The sequence below is a fragment of the Halalkalibacter alkaliphilus genome (assembly GCF_023555415.1).
GTDB lineage: Bacteria > Bacillota > Bacilli > Bacillales > Bacillaceae_D > Halalkalibacter > Halalkalibacter alkaliphilus.
In genome coordinates this window covers 1-14,809 of record NZ_JAKRYL010000003.1, presented here as the reverse complement: position 1 = coordinate 14,809, position 14,809 = coordinate 1, and the positions used below count along the sequence as shown (strand labels likewise).

Below are 14,809 nucleotides of genomic sequence, written 5' to 3'. Positions count from 1 at the left end.
CGCTCCTTTTTGTACAAACTTATTTGTGTAACTGCTCCATTGCTTTAGACAAAACTCCATTTACAAACTTTCCTGATTCTTCCCCACCAAACGCTTTTGCCAGTTCAATTCCTTCATTAAAAGTAACATTAACAGGAATATCTTCAATGTACTTCATTTCATATACAGTCATACGTACAATGGCACGATCTACAAGGCCCATTCGATCAAGAGTCCAACCTTGAAGACTGGAAGAGATGACTGGATCTATGATTTCTTTATGTTCAAGCGTTCCTCGGACAAGCTCAAGCATAAAAGAACTTGGAGTCTCACCTTCATCTAGAACGCTCTCGATCGCTTCATCCATCTCACTCTCTGTTAGGTCTATTTGATAGAGCGCTTGTGCCGCTCTGAGTCTTGCTACTCTTCGATTCATAGTCAAACTCCTTCTGTTCGTTTAATATGTTGATAATAGCATAACACGCAAGGCTAAAACAGAACAATTTACAATGTTTTGTTTAAAATCTTTCGTTTCTTTACTAAGTAACCGCTAATTATATTCTCACATCTATACTATTATAGCCAAAAATAAATCAATTCAAAAAGTGAAAAAAGGAGGTGCTTCAAAATGTCGATTTAGACGTTTTGAAGCACCCCCAATCCAATGGTTTATGCAATTACCGAATAGATCACTGGACCTTTAATTTGTAATTACACTTCATCTTGTTCAACCGGTTCAGTTGATTCAAATTGTACTCCTACTACATGAACATTAATTGCTTGTAGTTCAATCGCTGTCATTGTTTGTAGCGCTTGTTTAATATTTGTTTGAATTAAAGTCGCAACTTCTGGTACGGCTACACCATACGTAATAACAACCGAAACATCTACTGTGATGCCATCTTCAGCTAATTCGACTTTCACACCTTTTCCGTGATTTTTTCGACCTAACTTCTCAGCAACACCTGTTGCAAAATTACCACGCATCGTTGCAACACCATCAACCTCAGACGCAGCTATACCAGCAATAACCTCGATAACTTCTGGTGAAATTTCAACCTTACCTAACTCTGACTTTTGCTCTTCTAGTTCGAGAATATGATTTTCGTTCATTGTACTTCCCTCCTATTATCGCATGTAAAACAACGTAACACTTATTTATTAATGAATTAGAGCTTTATTGACATTACATCATAATGTTCAAGGAACTTCGTATTAAAATCACCCGAAACAAATGTTTCGTGGTTCAAAAGTCGTAGGTGGAATGGTATGGTTGTCTCCACTCCTTCTACTTCAAACTCCTCTAATGCTCTCTTCATTTTAGCGATAGCTTCTTCCCTTGTTGCTCCATGAGTTATCACCTTCGCAACCATTGAATCATAAAAAGGAGAAATCACATAACCAGGATAAGCAGCTGAATCAACTCGAACACCTAGTCCGCCTGGCGCTAAATAATTTGTTATCTTACCAGGAGACGGCATAAAGTTCTTTGCTGGGTTCTCCGCATTTATCCGGCACTCAATTGACCATCCTTGGAATGTTATATCCTCTTGAGTAAGTGAGAGACGCTCGTTACTTGCCACTCTTATTTGTTCCTTTATTAGATCAACCCCCGTTACCATTTCTGTAACAGGATGCTCAACCTGAATACGAGTATTCATTTCCATAAAGTAAAACAGATCATTGTTGTGATCATAAATGAACTCAACCGTCCCAGCTCCAGAATACTCTACTGCTTTTGCAGCGTTTACAGCTGCCTCCCCCATTGCCGATCTCGTTTGAGGGGAAATCGCAGGTGATGGAGTTTCTTCAAGTAGTTTTTGTAAACGACGTTGAATACTGCAATCCCGCTCTCCAAGGTGAATCACATTTCCATGATTATCCGCTAATACCTGAATTTCAACATGCCTAAAGTCCTCGATGTACTTTTCAATATAAACACCAGGGTTTCCAAACGCAGTTGCAGCTTCTTGCTGAGTAATATTCATACCCTTTTTCAGCTCTTCTGGATTCCTTGCGACTCGAATCCCTTTACCGCCGCCGCCAGCTGTCGCTTTAATAATAACAGGATATCCAATTTCCTCAGCAATGTTCAGTCCTGCATCAATACTTTCAACAATTCCGCTTGAACCTGGAACAATTGGAACTCCAGCTCGTGCCATGGTTTCTCTTGCAACATCCTTTGTCCCCATTTGATTAATAGCTGAAGGGCTAGGGCCAATAAACGTAATATTACATGCTGCACAAATTTCTGCAAAATCAGCATTTTCAGCTAAGAAACCATAACCTGGGTGAATTGCATCAACCTCTGTTAACGTAGCAGCACTCATAATATTTGTGACATTTAAATAACTTCGATTAGAAGCCGTTGGACCGATACAAATAGCTTCGTCTGCAAGCCTAACATGTAATGAATCCTTATCAGCTTCCGAATAAACAGCTACAGTTTCAATATCTAGTTCTCTACAAGCACGGATAATCCGTACTGCAATCTCCCCACGATTTGCAATTAAGACTTTTTTTATCATCGTATCTCTCCTATGTTAAACAAGCTCAACAACAAATAATGGTTGTCCGTATTCAACAAGCTCGCCGTTTTCGGCAAGAACTTCCGTGATCTTTCCTTTAACTTCAGCTTCAATTTCATTCATAAGTTTCATCGCTTCAACGATACAAACAACTGAATCTTCACTTACTTTATCGCCTTGCTTTACGTATGGAGCTGAATCAGGTGATGGTGCTGAATAAAACGTTCCGACCATTGGTGATGTAATCGTATGTACATTTGTATTTACCGGTACTTCTTGTTGTTTTGGCGCTTCGCTAACTGGCGCTTCTTTTGGTGTTTCTGTAGTTACAACTGGGGTTGAGACAACAGGAGTTTGCTCTCTTGAAACCTCTACCACCTTCTCAACTGCTGCAGGTGCTTGTTGTTTTTTTAATACTAGTTTTGTTCCTTCTTGTTCAAATTTCAGTTCATCTACACTTGATTGATCTAGTGCTTTTATTAATTCTTTTAATTCTTGAACTTTTAACATTATTCATGCACTCCCTCTCTTGTCCCTTATTCAACTATATCAAAGGGAATTCTTGAAAATATTATTATATCATGATTATATCGTATTAGTATCTTCGACAAGGCGATCTAATTCCCTCCTCATGAAGTCAAGCAGGGATAAAAGATCGCCATATAAAATCTAATTGAAAGACTATAGCGATCCGGAGACTATTATTCGTCTGTTGATTCTACTGTACTTTCGTCGACTTCAGATTTTATTAGTGCATCCTTTTTATATTGACGAAACACAGGAAACTCCGATAAGTTATCAGGAATTTTACCGTTTTCTAGCAGGATGATTTTTACAATATTCTTATTACGAGCCATATGGAACTTGTCTCCATATTCATTTTCCTGAGTGTAACGTTTTAGATTTTGATAATCTTCCTCTTGAATTGAGACAGCGTATGTATCCTCATCACCTTCTTCAGGAACTTGTTCAAATCCAACTTCAAATTCAACGATTTGAATATTATCATTTTTTATATTACGTGTTTGCTCCAGAACTGCCTTTGCACCTTCTGTTAAATCATTCCATTCCATTCCAATCGCTCCTTACGTATTAGTTACTTTGCGTATTATATCATAGACGAATAACCGGAAGCCATTGCTCTTTCGAAAAATAGGTTCTTAAGCGGTTTAATGCCTATCATGCTCTTGGTCATCGTTACTTCCTCTTCGATAAAAAGAGGAAAAAGAGGTTGTTTCAAATGATATAATTCCCAATACTGTTATAAATGGAGGAAAGAAAAGTCTTTCTTTGAATGAATGATGGACCTTTTCCTCCTTTCTGAGCTCCGTAAAGTCGCTCATCAATCGTATGATGGACCTTTCCCTCTCTTCTAAGCACCAATAAGTCGCTCATCAACCGTATGATGGACCTTTCCCTCCTTTCTAAGCTGCGAAAAGTCTATCAATCGTATGATACCTTTTCCTCCTTTCTGAGCTCCGTAAAGTCTCTCAATCAATCGTATGATGGACTTTTCTCTCTCTTCTAAGCACCGATAAGTCGCTCACCAATCGTATGATGAACCTTTCTCTCTCTTCTAAGCACCGATAAGTCGCTCATCAATCGTATGATGGACCTTTCTCTCTCTTCTAAGCACCGATAAGTCGCTCATCAACCGTATGAAGGACTTTTTCCTCCTTTCTGAGCTCCGTAAAGTCTCTCAGCGAACGTATGAACGACCTCCCCCTCCTTTCTCAGCTCGGATAGGAAGTAAACGAAAAAGATGTGCGTTATCTAGAAAGCCCACAAAAAAATAACAAAAATCACGGAGACTAGCGTAAGCCAGCTCTCCGTGATTTTTAATTTTTCTGGGCTTTTGAAAGCCCCTTCCTTTTCTATTACTTCGATGCTTGATGAGCAACAGTAACTGTATTGTTTGAACCTAAATGATCATATGTCATGCTTAAAATTTCATTTGCTTGTTCACGAGAGAGCTCTTCTGTTTGTATGATTACGCGAACTTGATCTTCTTCAGCCATTACTAACGCATCTTCAAATCCTTTCGCAATAATTAATGTTTCTAATTGATGTTCTTTTTGCGATAGACGTTGTAACTCGATACTCTTGTCATGCGCCTGTGACTTCATTTCTGCAGATGCATCTTGAGAAGCAACAATTTGTGTGTATTCTTCAGCCATACGATCGCGTGATGCTTGAAGCTCCATACGAATCGTTGCAAATGCTTCATTTGTAGAAATGCTAGAAATAACACCTGAATCTGTTTCTTCTGCTTCAGCCTCGTCTAACTCTTCAGCGATGTTTACGACAACTTCATTTGCATCACCTTCTGCCATTTCTTCTAAGTCCATATCCGAGTCTTCTTGCAGTTCATCAAACGCAACCTGTTCTCCTGGAACCGGACCCGGGGATTGCACATAATACACGGAAAGAACGATAATTAAACTCAACATTGTTAATAACCAAACTGTTTGCTTTTTTAAGACCATTATAAATCCTCCTTTGTTTTCTTCGGCATAACCGAAACTCTATGTGTTGGTACATCAAGGGAACGACTTACAGCTTCTACAACCCAACTTTTCACTTGGGCATTCTCCACTCCTTTAGCTACAACGAGCACCCCTCGAACGGTTGGTTTCTCCTGTTCGACTAGAATGGGTTCTTCCTTATCACCATTTCTTGTAATAACAAGCTGTTCATCACGAGATATATCTTCTACTTTTCTCGTGCCACCTTCACGGTCTGTCTCATTCGTGTTTTGCTGCTTTTCGTTTGTGTTTCTTTCATACACATTGCGCTCTGTATTAGCTAAATTGACCATTACGTTGACATCGGACACTCCTACAATTTGTTCAAGCACTTCTTTTAGCTGATTTTCATAGCGCATTTCATAGTCTTGCATCGAATTTGGCTCCGCTGATGATGTGTCTCGCCCAAATACAGTTTCAGCTTCATCCTCTTCTTCGCTAAAGACGGGTAAGGATTGTTCTTCGTCTCCTGCTGGATTGGTCAGAAGGTTGCCCGTGATCATGAGCGCTATACCTACACAACCTAGAAGCAAAATGTAATGGAATGACAATCGTTTCTTTTTCCCATTATCAGGCTTCTTAAATAGGGCTTGTAGCCATTGTTGATCCTTCTGTTCATCGCGATTCATTGTGCTTGTTTCCCCCCTTCCCAAGCTATTAAAATCTTATCTTTTGGGATCTGCCAATTTTCTGAGAGAAATGTTTGAACAGGTTCTAAATCATGATCGGTTTCTTTGATTTTCTCATCCGTTGTTCTACTTGAAGTATCAATATGAACAACTTGGACTGGTAAAATCTCTCTTGAATCCCCTTGTTCCTCTTCGGATTCAGGTGAAGAGGGTGTTTGTACATGGACGTGAATTGCTTTTATTTGCTGAACTATCTGCTCTTCATCCACTGATGGATTCAAGTCACCATCAAGATCAATTTTTACACTTTTGATTGCAAGTGAATGTTGATCTTCTAATGCTCCTGCTACTTGTCTCTCCAATTGGACAGCCACCTGTTCTAAGGTATATGCACGTACACCTGACTCTATATCTCTTTTTTGTAAATTTATTGTTTCATTTATTGATCTTTCTGTTTGCTCGACCTCATTAGACAAGGAAAACAGCCATTCATCAACATCCTCAGTAAATATAGTTAATAAAGGTTGAAGCATCACAACAAGTAACAGTAAGCCTACTACCATTTTGACGTACCTTTGCATATTGGAATTTGGTAACATCAGTTCTAAGATCGTTGCAAGTAAGATTAGTAGGATGATATTCGTCAGCCATTCTGTTAAAAATCCCAAATTTTTCTCTCCTTTCTAGAGTGAAGTCACTCTCTTTTTTTTTAAGAGATGTATTGCGATGGCTACACTCGCTGTGCTCTTTTTAGGAGAAACCGCTTCTAAAAGGCTTAAAACATTACGGCGGCTGCGCTTCACTTTGAATTAGAAATCGGTAAAATCTGTTTTCTACCCTTTAATAGTGCGTACATATTTGCGATGGCTACACTCGCCGTGCGCTTTTTAGGAGAAACCCACTCCTAAAAAGCTTAAAACATTACGGCGGCTTCGCTCATCGCTTTGAGTTAAGGAAAAAAGGTAAAGATCGACCTTTTTTCCTTAACTCATCTAATCATAAGCGACAAATTTCCTGCTGCGACCATGATGGTGATGGCCAAAAAGAACATGAGGCAAACGACTGCCATTGCTGCGAATACAAAGATGACTGCTTTTCCAATGATTGATAAGCACTCGATGATCGGTCCTCCTCCTAATGGTTGGAGAACAGCTGCTGACAAGTTGAAAATAATTGCTAACGATAATACTTTTATTGCTGGGAAAGCACATAACATTAAGAGTATTCCAAGCCCTGCAATTCCAATCGTATTTTTAAGTAATAACGATGCACTCAACACTGTATCTGCTGCATCTGTGAACATCCTTCCAATTACAGGTACAAGATTCCCTGCAATAAACTTTGCGGTTCTTACAGTGATCCCATCTGCTACAGCAGTAGCTGCACCTTGAACTGAAATGACTCCTAAGAAAATCGTTAAGAACACCCCTAATGTTCCTATTGCTAGATTCCTAAGAAAGTTTGCTAGTTTCGTTACTTTATAGTGATCTGTAAGCGTGCTGACAATGCTTAGTACTGTTGACAAAAAGAGCAGCGGCAACACGACATGCTGAATTAAAAGCCCGCTCGTATTAACTAAGAAAATGATAAGCGGATGAAACAACGCTGCTGATGTTATATTTCCAATGGCCGCCATCATCGCTAACAAAAGTGGGAGCATAGCAATCATAAAGTGGACCATGCTACCAATGGCATCTTGAGCATAAGAGATCGCTACCTTAAAACTGTTTAGCGCAATAATCATTAGCACCATATACGTGATGGCATAAGCTACTTTGCTAACAGTCTGTTGTTCAAATGCATTTTGCAATGACTGCAAAATCATACAAAAAACCGTTAAGAGAATAAGTGAACCTAATAACTTTCCGTTCACTAGCAATTCATGCAATAAATAACGAACAAGCCCGATTCCCCATTCTTTCATTGAAAATTGCTTGTCCCCACGAACAAACTCCATGAATGTTCCTTTTTGACTTTCCGGAAGAAACCCTCCGTACTCTGTTGATATCTCTTCCCAATAAGCCCTGATCTCATCTAGTTGCAATTGTTCCATTTGTTGTTCAACAAATCCCTGCTCGTCCAACGTTCCAGTTTCAGCTGAGCTGATTGGTGCAAATAATAATAAGACTGTAACTACGATGATTCCTTGAACGATGAACCGTATGTTCACGATTGTCCCCCCAATCACACACTACTCTTTACGATGGTAAAAGAGAAAGAACCATTTCAATCACTGCTGTTAAGATTGGTATTGCCATAACTAAGATCAATATCTTCCCAGCCAGTTCAATTTTTGAAGCAATAGCAGCTTGTCCTGCATCCTTTGCAATTTGTGAACCGAACTCTGCTATATAGGCGATCCCAATTATTTTTAAAATTGTTTGCAAATACATCATATTCATGTTTGCTTGTTCGGCAATTCCTTCAAGCATTTTGACGATTTTAGCAATTTCATCTATAAGAAATAGAAAGATCAGAACACCAACAAAAACTGTTAGCATAAAAGCAAATATTGGCTTCTGTTCTTTGACGACAAGGGCTAGGAAGGTTGCGATAAGTCCTAACCCGACAATTTGGATAATATCAATCGCAACTCACCTCCCTACCCTTGAAACAAGAAGACCCCTTTAATTTTCTGGAACAAATCATCAACAATTGTTGCTACCATGTAGAGTACGACGACAAATCCTATAAGGGTAACCCAATGGGCCCAATCTTCCTTTCCCATTTGCTTCAAGACTGTGTGGATCATCGCAACCACAATTCCAATTCCTGCTATTTGAAAAATGGTGTTAACATCATACACCACAACCTCTCCTCCTCCTTACAACATCAATATGACAATCAGCAATCCAGTCAAGAACCCTAAACTTTTAATCATTCGTTCATACCGATGTTGGCGCTCTTTTGCCTCTTGTTCTTCACGCTCAAGATGAGAAAGTGTTAATTTGATCTGCTTTTGTTGCTGCTCTCGGTCGTGCTGACCAAGGGTTGCACCAAACTGCATCATCACTTCTTTCTCACTATCAAGCATTGAGGTTTGTCCCCATGTTTCGTTTAAGCTTTCTTCCCATGCTTCAAAAGCTGTTTCTTGTTTATTTTGCAGTCTGTAAGCAAACTGCTCAAAGAAGCGCGAGATTGGTAATGGCATTTGTTTTGCTATATGCTCACTCGCCTCAGCAAGCGGTGTTAAGCCATACATGATTTCTGCTTCTAGAGATTGGATAGCTACTTTTAGCTGTCTTAGCTGCTTGGGCCTTTCACTCAGCCGTTTGGCGCCCTCAAACCCGATCCATGTTGTGGCAAGTATGATGATAATAGCGCCGAATAACTTCACGTTACCGTCACCACATCTTTCCTTTTTTGATTGCGAATCCGCTTGATGACACCGGCTCTTGTCGTCCTAGTTAATTCAACACTTCGTTCAAAAACTCCAAGCTCGATCAATTTCTTTAGGCCAGGTCTTTGCTCAACGTCCTCTAATGAATAGCCATGAGCAGTTGTCATTACTTTTACTCCAGCATGCAGGGCTTCCTGTACAGCAATAACATCTTCGTCTCTACCTATTTCATCGACGATAATCACATCAGGACTCATTGAACGTATTAACATCATCATGCCTTCTGCCTTTGGACATCCATCAAGTACATCTACTCTCGATCCAAGCTCTAGTTGTGGAACGCCTCTCATGCTCGCAGCAATCTCTGATCGTTCATCTACAATCCCAACTTTTAAGGGGGCAATGTTGCGACTTGGCATTCCTTTACTTATTAACCTTGCAACATCACGAAGCATAGTTGTTTTCCCTGATTGTGGCGGTCCGATAAATATTGTATTTAACCATCTCTGATCATACAGATGAGATACTAACTGTTCAGCGACACCAATCGTTTGTCTTGCAATTCGAATATTAAAAGAACTTATATCTCGTATCGTTTTGACATAACCGCGATCAAGTACCACTTTGCCTGCAAGCCCAACTCTGTGTCCTCCTGCAATGGTGATAAATCCTCGACGTAACTCTTCTTCAAAAGCATACATAGAATATTGACTTAGCTGATTTAATAAATATTTGGCGTCTTCTGCTCTCACAATATAATGACGCTCGTTGGTTTGCGGATAATAAGGCCGTCCTCCTGAAACAACTTCAAGAGGTCTGCCAACACGAAGGCGAATTTCTTCAACATTTTGTGCAACGTTTGATGGTAAGTGATTGATCACTACTCGAATATTCTCTGGTAAAATGGATGCTATATCTGGTAACATTTCCCCTTCAACTCCCTCTACTTTCTAATACCTATTAAGATTAGTGCGACCCCTGCTCCTATAAATAGAAATTTCGATAGCGATAATTTGTCTGACATCCCTATAAGTCCTAGCGCAATAGAAGTAATAAAAATTGTTGGACCAATAATGGCGAGCATCGCATTTAGCGCTACAGCCTTTTCAATGCTATTAAACTTTAAGATCAAACCAGCTACCGTTAATTCAATTAGGCCAGAAATCACTCGTAAACCTACCATTACTAGCAGAGTCATTTCTATTGTGTAGAACCACGTTTTCATTCTTCCACCTCAACAATATTCGCTTTGTACAACCTTATGAGAGAAGGCACTTATTCAGAACAAAAAAAGACGAGCTTATGCGCTCGTCCTTCTTTTATATTTAATTCGACAGTATTGTTGTAATCGATGAACAAAAAGAAAGAGACTGTCTTTAAAAGGTTTTGACCTTTAAGACAGCCTCATCATTATTATGCACGTGAAACGTATGCACTATTTCTCGTATCAATAATTAGGAAATCACCTTGGTTAATAAAGAAAGGAACTTGTACCGTTAACCCAGTTTCTAGTGTAGCCGGCTTCGTTCCACCCGAAGCTGTGTCTCCTTTAATTCCTGGTTCCGTTTCTGTCACTTCGAGTTCAACTGTATTCGGTACTTCTACTCCAAGCGTCTCACCTTGATAAGTCATGATTTGAACAACCATGTTTTCTTTTAAGAATTTAAGTTCATGTTCAATTTGAGCTGTCGGCAATTCGATTTGCTCATATGATTCATTATCCATGAACGTATGCATATCTCCACTAGCATATAGATAAGCCATACGACGATTTTCAATGTGCGCTTTCGATACTTTTTCACCAGCACGGAACGTCTTTTCTTGTACAGATCCAGTACGAAGGTTACGTAATTTCGAGCGTACGAAAGCTGCTCCTTTACCTGGCTTTACATGTTGAAACTCCATAACTTGCCAAATTCCATTATCAACTTCAATTGTTAAACCTGTTTTAAAATCATTTACAGAAATCATTGTTAAATTCCTCCATCTTTCATCCAATACTTGGACGTTCAGTCACAATCCTTACTATACCACAGCTTGGAAAAAGTTTCTTTCCTTATTTAAAGAACGAAACTATATAAATTCATTTCACTACTCTCCTACTATAAGTAAATCTTTCGGAGAATGAGTGAAGGAACGGTTTCCATCCTGTGTGATTAGTGTATCGTCTTCAATTCTCGTTCCACCCACTCCGGCAATGTAAATTCCTGGTTCAACAGTAACAACCATACCTGGTTGAAGCACTGTACTTGATTTCATCGAGAGCGATGGACCCTCATGAACTTCCATTCCAAGGCCATGTCCAGTTGAATGTCCAAAATACTGACCATACCCTTTTTCTGTAATATAATCTCTTGTTAATGCATCAGCTTCTTTTCCAGTTAAACCTGGTTTAATTCCGTCCATTCCACGAAGTTGTGCTTGAAGGACAGTATTGTATATGTTTTTTAATTCATCACTCACGTCCCCAACTGCAACTGTTCGCGTAATATCTGAACAATACCCTTTATAATAAGCACCAAAATCTAATGTAACAAGCTCTCCTTTTTCAATTATCTTGTCACTCGCCACTCCATGCGGCAAGGCTGAACGATAACCTGATGCGACAATAATATCAAAGGATGAACTAGCCGCCCCTTGTTTTCTCATAAAAAATTCTAGTTCGTTTGCTACGTCTAATTCTGTAATTCCCGGTCGAATAAATGTCGTAATATGCTCAAATGCTGCATCAGCTATATTTGCTGCATCTTGTATCAATTGAATTTCCTGTTCATTCTTTATAAGTCTTATTTCTTCCACCATGCCTGAGACAGGAACTAATTCAATCCCATTCATTTGCTTAGCATAAATTTGATGTGCTTCATATGTAAGGTGTGATTGTTCAAACCCTAGTTTCTTCAACCCAAGCGCTTCAGCTTGTTTCGCTACTTCTTCAAAAATCGGCCCAGTATGTTGAACAATGTCAAAGTCTTTCGTTTGCTCTTTCGCTTGTTCCATATAACGGAAATCAGTGATAAATATCGCTTTTTGCAATGAAACAATTGCAACACCGGCAGTACCTGTAAACTGGGTCAAATACTGCCTATTATGGCTACTTGTAACTAATAATCCGTCAATTTGTTGTTCCTCAAGCTTGGAACGTAACGCCTGAATTCGATTCATATTTTCTCCTTCTTTCTAATAATATTGTGCCCGCTACACTAAAAACTATTGTAGCATAAACAGAAGGTAAACAAAGCACATATGAGGAGAAAGCCTAATCATTTCGGTGCTGTTCTGCATACTCATAGGATATGGAGTATCCAATAAAAGCACCGTACAAAGCATACAAACAAATGGACGTTATAATCGTATTCATATCGAGGTTATTCACCGATTTAAGTCCTGGGAAAATCGGATTTAATAAGATAAAAACCAACACCCAAAGAGCCAGACCAAATCCAATGCTAATCCACAATTTGTTAAATTTTTGTAAGGTTAATCTATATAAAAACGCTACACCAATTGACAGCACCGCTATCATCGCTACCCCAACTAATTGACCAATATACGTATCTTTCCAATCTCCAACGACAAATGGCATTAACGCAAGAGCTGGACCAACTCTAATAAAATTAAAATAGAAAGCAAAATAACCAATAAGAGACCAAATAAGCCCCCCAAATAGTCCAATTAATACAACTTTTGTTGGATACGACATTTGTTCTTCCTTTTTGTTTCTTTCGACATACTGTTTTTCCACACTGACCACCTCCACTCATTAGTATGTCCGATAATAAAGTTGAAAAGTCATAAAATTTATATTGTCCAACTAGAATGAAGACTACTTATTTTGGGTATAATGTAAGGAAAAGCATTTTTTTGAACTATTGCTTACGAAGTTGTTATTATAGAGGATTTTTACTATCAACTGTAGAATAGATAATATAACAACCTTTCCACTTTTATTCACTCTTACAGTAGGGCAAGCTCCTTGAACTTAATTCCGTAATCACTGTACCTTGTCTACTAAAGAAATGGTTGGTTAACCTAGGTATTCTTTTATTTTATTTAATTTCACTCCTTTCATCCGCCCTTTTAGGCGTAAGTATAAATAAAAATCTATACGAGCAAATCTTACCTTTCACTGTTAGATCATGTGCGATGTCAAAAAACATCGTCGTGATTCCAAGCAGAAATTGTGTAGCCTTTGATCGTCAATTCTATTGGAGGTGTAGACAAATGCGTTCGATCATGAAGTACATCATACCCGTTGTTCTTTTCTTCGCTTTTATAGGACTCGGTTACGAGCTAATCTTTAATCCTCTTGGCTTCCTAACAAGGATCTTGATGATAGTAGGGTTTGTAGCTGTTATTTTTCTAGGCTATCGATGGTATATGTCTCGTAAATATGGTACACCTCTTTTCCCATCACAAACAGGCCCAAGTCGAGCGCAGCTTCGCAAAGCAAAACGAACGAGCACACAGCGTCCATCGTCTCCCGCTCCAACGGCTGCTTTCAAGCCGAGAACGTCGAACATGATGACTGAAAAGAAAAAAGCTTCCCGCCCAAAAAACCGTAGAGAAGGTCATAATTTAACTGTAATAGAAGGTAAGAAAAACAAGAAAAAGAAACGAGCGTTCTTTTAAACGCTCGTTTCTTTTTCTATTATATTGCTTCGATTTAAATCATAAAGGGGAAGGGCACCCCTTCTTTTTCATAAATAGTGCGAACATGCTTGCAATGGCTCCGCTCGCCGTGCGCCTTTTTGAGAAGTTCGCTCAAAAAGGCTTAAAACCTTTTACGGCGGCTTCGCTCATTGCTTCGATTTAAATCATAAAGGGGAAGGGCACCCCTTTATGATTTAAATCTTAGTAACACCATTTTTTTAGGAAGTGGTTTGTTTCTTCTCTTCCTAAGACGATGAGTTTCTCCTTCTGTTCCTCTGATAATTCAAAGTCTGTTGCTTTAATGTTTAGGACTGGGATAAATACAATGTTTCTGGCATGTTCTTCGTCAATATATTTTATATCATGTGCTGATGCCATAGTCTCAAATAACGCTCGGTACATTGCTACTGCATTATTGATTTTTTTAGGTGGTATTTCACTTAATTCAGGCTTTAATTGAAAGCCAATAACTGGTCGCCTCCACCTTTTAGGGTTTCCATCCATAAACAGCCACATTGGAAAGTTACTGAGCAACCCCCCATCCACAATATAGGATGCTTTCCCTCCACTCCCTCGATCATAAATCTTTACTGGTTCAAAAAAATAGGGGATGCTACAACTCATTCGAATAGCTCTAGATACCGGGAATTTTTCTGGAATGACACCATACTTATTTAAATCATCCGGTAACACGAGCAACTTTCCTTTCGTTAAATCAGATGCAATAATTCGTAATGACCCTTGAGGTAAATCGCCAAACGTCTTTACTCCTTTTGCTTCTAACACTGTCCTCAGCCAATCTTCTAAAGCATTGCCTTTATATAAGCCAAGGCGATAATACAAGTGTAACCATTTTGTTAATGTAAATGGAAGGAAGGACATCCGCTCATCCTTAAAAGATTCAATATCTAATTCATCAAGCAGTTGAAAAATCTCTTCACTGCTGTAGCCTACTTTAATAAGTGCTGCTATGATTGATCCCGCACTCGTCCCAGCAACTCGGTCAAATTCATACCCTTTCTCCTCCATAACTTGGAGGGCCCCAATAAATGCGAAGGCTTTTACTCCTCCACCAGCAAATACGCCATCAACTTTCATCAGAAATCGCCTCCTCCTTCAACTCTATGTAAAAAGGCAGGAAGGACTACCTAAAAAAAT

19 protein-coding genes are annotated in these 14,809 nt (G+C 39.1%); 1 reads left to right on the top strand and 18 read right to left on the bottom strand.

What is annotated here, in order from left to right; translation table 11 throughout:
* Positions 1-19: 19 nt before the first annotated feature.
* The 17 genes from nusB to MF646_RS03240 form a co-directional block, all read right to left on the bottom strand.
* Positions 20-415 carry a transcription antitermination factor NusB gene (gene nusB, locus MF646_RS03320; RefSeq protein ID WP_250095078.1) on the bottom strand — a complete coding sequence of 132 codons (396 nt, stop codon included), beginning with the start codon at positions 413-415 and terminating at the stop codon, positions 20-22.
* 275 nt (positions 416-690) lie between these two features.
* A complete protein-coding gene (locus MF646_RS03315) occupies positions 691-1,092 on the bottom strand; it encodes an Asp23/Gls24 family envelope stress response protein (RefSeq protein WP_250095077.1) in 402 nt (133 codons plus the stop codon).
* A gap of 56 nt (positions 1,093-1,148) precedes the next feature.
* On the bottom strand, positions 1,149-2,507 hold the full coding sequence (gene accC / locus MF646_RS03310; RefSeq protein ID WP_250095076.1) for an acetyl-CoA carboxylase biotin carboxylase subunit: 1,359 nt from the start codon (positions 2,505-2,507) through the stop codon (positions 1,149-1,151).
* 15 nt (positions 2,508-2,522) lie between these two features.
* Positions 2,523-3,017, bottom strand: a complete 495-nt coding sequence (gene accB, locus MF646_RS03305; protein ID WP_250095075.1) for an acetyl-CoA carboxylase biotin carboxyl carrier protein — start codon at positions 3,015-3,017, stop codon at positions 2,523-2,525.
* A gap of 191 nt (positions 3,018-3,208) precedes the next feature.
* A complete protein-coding gene (locus tag MF646_RS03300; protein ID WP_250095074.1) occupies positions 3,209-3,580 on the bottom strand; it encodes a hypothetical protein in 372 nt (123 codons plus the stop codon).
* Between the two features lie 804 nt (positions 3,581-4,384).
* Positions 4,385-4,993 carry a SpoIIIAH-like family protein gene (locus tag MF646_RS03295; protein ID WP_250095073.1) on the bottom strand — a complete coding sequence of 203 codons (609 nt, stop codon included), beginning with the start codon at positions 4,991-4,993 and terminating at the stop codon, positions 4,385-4,387.
* Positions 4,993-5,661 (bottom strand): stage III sporulation protein AG, encoded by a 669-nt coding sequence (spoIIIAG, locus tag MF646_RS03290; protein WP_250095072.1) that lies wholly within the window; start codon positions 5,659-5,661, stop codon positions 4,993-4,995. Before spoIIIAG ends, MF646_RS03295 begins: the two co-directional genes overlap by 1 nt.
* The gene (spoIIIAF, locus tag MF646_RS03285) at positions 5,658-6,329 is read right to left on the bottom strand and encodes a stage III sporulation protein AF (protein WP_250095071.1); all 672 of its coding nucleotides are present in this window, start codon (positions 6,327-6,329) and stop codon (positions 5,658-5,660) included. The genes spoIIIAG and spoIIIAF overlap by 4 nt, the downstream gene beginning before the upstream one ends.
* A 320-nt stretch (positions 6,330-6,649) precedes the next feature.
* Entirely contained in the window at positions 6,650-7,825 is a 1,176-nt protein-coding gene (gene spoIIIAE, locus MF646_RS03280; protein WP_338035470.1) for a stage III sporulation protein AE, read from the bottom strand.
* Between the two features lie 34 nt (positions 7,826-7,859).
* Positions 7,860-8,249, bottom strand: a complete 390-nt coding sequence (gene spoIIIAD, locus MF646_RS03275; RefSeq protein WP_250095318.1) for a stage III sporulation protein AD — start codon at positions 8,247-8,249, stop codon at positions 7,860-7,862.
* A 14-nt stretch (positions 8,250-8,263) separates the two neighbouring features.
* Entirely contained in the window at positions 8,264-8,470 is a 207-nt protein-coding gene (spoIIIAC, locus tag MF646_RS03270; protein WP_034630453.1) for a stage III sporulation protein AC, read from the bottom strand.
* Between the two features lie 15 nt (positions 8,471-8,485).
* Complete coding sequence (gene spoIIIAB / locus MF646_RS03265; protein WP_250095070.1) at positions 8,486-8,998, bottom strand: stage III sporulation protein SpoIIIAB; 513 nt, start codon at positions 8,996-8,998, stop codon at positions 8,486-8,488.
* Complete coding sequence (gene spoIIIAA / locus MF646_RS03260; protein ID WP_250095069.1) at positions 8,995-9,927, bottom strand: stage III sporulation protein AA; 933 nt, start codon at positions 9,925-9,927, stop codon at positions 8,995-8,997. The genes spoIIIAB and spoIIIAA overlap by 4 nt, the downstream gene beginning before the upstream one ends.
* Positions 9,928-9,944: 17 nt before the next feature.
* Positions 9,945-10,226, bottom strand: a complete 282-nt coding sequence (locus MF646_RS03255; protein ID WP_250095068.1) for a YqhV family protein — start codon at positions 10,224-10,226, stop codon at positions 9,945-9,947.
* 188 nt (positions 10,227-10,414) lie between these two features.
* A complete protein-coding gene (efp, locus tag MF646_RS03250; RefSeq protein WP_250095067.1) occupies positions 10,415-10,972 on the bottom strand; it encodes an elongation factor P in 558 nt (185 codons plus the stop codon).
* 120 nt (positions 10,973-11,092) lie between these two features.
* A complete protein-coding gene (locus MF646_RS03245; RefSeq protein ID WP_250095066.1) occupies positions 11,093-12,163 on the bottom strand; it encodes a M24 family metallopeptidase in 1,071 nt (356 codons plus the stop codon).
* Positions 12,164-12,257: 94 nt separating this feature from the next.
* Positions 12,258-12,743, bottom strand: coding sequence for a YqhR family membrane protein (locus MF646_RS03240; protein ID WP_250095065.1), 486 nt, complete (start codon positions 12,741-12,743; stop codon positions 12,258-12,260).
* A gap of 479 nt (positions 12,744-13,222) precedes the next feature.
* On the opposite strand from MF646_RS03240, the gene MF646_RS03235 reads away from it, so the two are divergent.
* Complete coding sequence (locus tag MF646_RS03235) at positions 13,223-13,630, top strand: SA1362 family protein (protein WP_250095064.1); 408 nt, start codon at positions 13,223-13,225, stop codon at positions 13,628-13,630.
* Between the two features lie 222 nt (positions 13,631-13,852).
* On the opposite strand, the gene MF646_RS03230 is transcribed toward MF646_RS03235, so the two are convergent.
* On the bottom strand, positions 13,853-14,749 hold the full coding sequence (locus MF646_RS03230; protein WP_250095063.1) for a patatin-like phospholipase family protein: 897 nt from the start codon (positions 14,747-14,749) through the stop codon (positions 13,853-13,855).
* Positions 14,750-14,809: the final 60 nt, after the last annotated feature.